This window comes from Vibrio sp. 2096, from assembly GCF_033339595.1.
GTDB lineage: Bacteria > Pseudomonadota > Gammaproteobacteria > Enterobacterales > Vibrionaceae > Vibrio > Vibrio alginolyticus.
The window spans coordinates 1-2,236 of record NZ_JAWOUX010000044.1; the positions used below are offsets into that span (position 1 = coordinate 1).

Below are 2,236 nucleotides of genomic sequence, written 5' to 3' on the forward strand. Positions count from 1 at the left end.
GACGAGGCCCGGCAGGTCATGAGCCAGACTCAGCAGGCCAGCGAGGCGCAGGCAGCGGAGTGGCTGAAAGCCCAACGCCAGACAGGGGCGGCATGGGTGGAGCTGGCCAAGGAGTTGCGGGAGGTAGCCGCCGAGGTGAGCAGCGCCGCGCAGAGCGCCCGGAGCGCCGCCCGTGGCTGGACATGGAAGTTGTGGGCCGGGGTCTTGATCGCTTCCGTGACGCCTATTCTGGCGCTGCTGATCGCATCATGGCTTTGGCTGGAGCCGCAAATCATCGAACAACAGGGGGGTATATGGCTGGTTTTCAAGCTCAAGTAAAGGGTGACCGCACCGCGCAAGCCATCGCCCGGCAGCTCAAGGCCATGGGCTGCGACCGGTACGACATCGGCATACGGGATGCCGCCAGCGGCAAGATGATGAACCGGGAATGGTCAGCCGCCGAAGTGCTCCAGAACACGCCATGGCTCAAGCGGATGAATGCCCAGGGCAATGACGTGTATATCAGGCCCGCCGAGCAGGAGCGGCATGGTTTGGTGCTGGTGGACGATCTCAGTGAGTTCGACTTGGATGACATGAAAGCCGAGGGCCGGGAGCCGGCGCTGATCGTGGAGACCAGCCCCAAGAACTATCAGGCATGGGTAAAAGTGGCTCAGGACGCCCCAGCAGGTCACAGGGGCGTAATCGCCCGGAAGCTGGCCCGCGAGTACGACGCCGACCCGGCCAGCGCCGACAGCCGCCACTATGGTCGCTTGGCGGGCTTCACCAACCGCAAGGACAAGCACACCACCCGCACCGGTTATCAGCCGTGGGTGCTGCTGCGTGAATCCAAGGGCAAGACCGCCACCGCAGGGCCGGAGCTGATGCAGCAGGCCGGGCAGGTGCTGGACAGCATTAAGCGCCAACAGGAACGGACGGCACGACTAGCCGAGATCACCGCCCCGCGATCATGGAGCGCAAGGCAGGCCATGAGGCCGATTACATCAAGCGTACGGTGCAGAAGGTGATGGAGCTGCCGCAGGTGCAGGAGGCCCGCGCCGAGCTGGCGAAGCAGGCCGAGAAACAGCAGTACCGAGGGCCGACATTAGGATAAAACACTTGCATTAGAGCTAATGCCTGTTATGGTGTTAGCTCTAATGCGGAGGAAATATGAAAGACCAACACGACAAGCGTACCGGCAACCTGCTGGCCACCCCTAACGCTATACGACAGGCCCGCTTTGCCGAACAGCAGCGAGCCATGGGCCGCAAGGCCGCGAGCACCCCCCCCATAACTCTTCGCCTCATGACCGAGCGCGACCTGCCGATGCTCCATGATTGGCTCAACCGGCCGCACATCGTTGAGTGGTGGGGTGGTGACGAAGAGCGACCGACTCTTGATGAAGTGCTGGAACACTACCTGCCCAGAGCGATGGCGGAAGAGTCCGTAACACCGTACATCGCAATGCTGGGCGGGGAACCGATCGGCTATGCTCAGTCGTACGTCGCGCTCGGAAGCGGTGATGGCTGGTGGGAAGATGAAACTGATCCAGGAGTGCGAGGAATAGACCAGTCTCTGGCTGACCCGACACAGTTGAACAAAGGCCTAGGAACAAGGCTTGTCCGCGCTCTCGTTGAACTACTGTTCTCGGACCCCACCGTGACGAAGATTCAGACCGACCCGACTCCGAACAACCATCGAGCCATACGCTGCTATGAGAAGGCAGGATTCGTGCGGGAGAAGATCATCACCACGCCTGACGGGCCGGCGGTTTACATGGTTCAAACACGACAAGCCTTCGAGAGAAAGCGCGGTGTTGCCTAACAACTCATTCAAGCCGACGCCGCTTCGCGGCGCGGCTTAATTCAGGTGTTAGCGGTAATTTAACCAGATAGGAGTACAGACATATGAAAATCGTAAAAAGGATATTATTAGTATTGTTAAGTTTATTTTTTACAATTGCGTATTCAAATGCTCAAACTGACAACTTAACTTTGAAAATTGAGAATGTTTTAAAGGCAAAAAATGCCAGAATAGGAGTAGCAATATTCAACAGCAATGAGAAGGATACTTTGAAGATTAATAACGACTTCCATTTCCCGATGCAAAGCGTTATGAAATTTCCGATTGCTTTAGCCGTTTTGTCTGAGATAGATAAAGGGAATCTTTCTTTTGAACAAAAAATAGAGATTACCCCTCAAGACCTTTTGCCTAAAATGTGGAGTCCGATTAAAGAGGAATTCCCTAATGGAACAACTTT

5 protein-coding genes are annotated in these 2,236 nt (G+C 56.5%); all 5 read left to right on the forward strand.

What is annotated here, in order from left to right; all coding sequences use genetic code 11:
• On the forward strand, positions 1-318 hold a 318-nt coding region (locus R7Q41_RS23825; protein WP_318144689.1), incomplete at its 5' end, for an IncQ-type mobilization protein MobB.
• The gene (locus R7Q41_RS23830; protein ID WP_318144690.1) at positions 294-1,004 is read left to right on the forward strand and encodes a DNA-primase RepB domain-containing protein; all 711 of its coding nucleotides are present in this window, start codon (positions 294-296) and stop codon (positions 1,002-1,004) included. The genes R7Q41_RS23825 and R7Q41_RS23830, both read left to right, overlap by 25 nt.
• Positions 947-1,090 (forward strand): hypothetical protein, encoded by a 144-nt coding sequence (locus R7Q41_RS24560; RefSeq protein WP_411979069.1) that lies wholly within the window; start codon positions 947-949, stop codon positions 1,088-1,090. Before R7Q41_RS23830 ends, R7Q41_RS24560 begins: the two co-directional genes overlap by 58 nt.
• A gap of 146 nt (positions 1,091-1,236) precedes the next feature.
• Positions 1,237-1,800, forward strand: coding sequence for an AacA4 family aminoglycoside N(6')-acetyltransferase (locus R7Q41_RS23835; protein ID WP_318144692.1), 564 nt, complete (start codon positions 1,237-1,239; stop codon positions 1,798-1,800).
• A gap of 83 nt (positions 1,801-1,883) precedes the next feature.
• A partial coding sequence (locus R7Q41_RS23840) for a serine hydrolase (protein ID WP_318144691.1) occupies positions 1,884-2,236 on the forward strand: 353 nt, incomplete at its 3' end.